At 42.4% G+C, this 356-nt stretch carries 1 tRNA gene; it reads left to right on the top strand.

Annotation, left to right across the window (positions count from 1 at the left end):
* Positions 1–42 precede the first annotated feature (42 nt).
* Positions 43–119: transfer RNA gene (locus U0R10_RS11365), tRNA-Ala, on the top strand.
* Positions 120–356: the final 237 nt, after the last annotated feature.

Below are 356 nucleotides of genomic sequence, written 5' to 3' on the forward strand. Positions count from 1 at the left end.
GAGTTTAACAACAAGAGATTAACAAAGAGAACCCATTAACCTGGGGGATTAGCTCAGCTGGCTAGAGCACCTGCCTTGCACGCAGGGGGTCAACGGTTCGAATCCGTTATTCTCCACCAACAAAGAAGTAAGAGTTAAGAAGTAAGAGTTCAGAAGTAAGAGTTAAGAGTTACCGATTAAGCGAACGAGTTTAATCATCCGATTGAAAGAAGTATTAAAGTTCCAGCCCGACTACTGTCAACTGGCTACTGATTACTGACTACCACCCTCCCCTACTCGAATGAGAGTTTGGACTTGGGAACGATGTAAATGCGATGGATTTATCTATCAAAGTTTACACAAGGTTCTTTGACATA

Source organism: Aquirufa avitistagni (assembly GCF_042715545.1).
Lineage (GTDB): Bacteria > Bacteroidota > Bacteroidia > Cytophagales > Spirosomataceae > Aquirufa > Aquirufa avitistagni.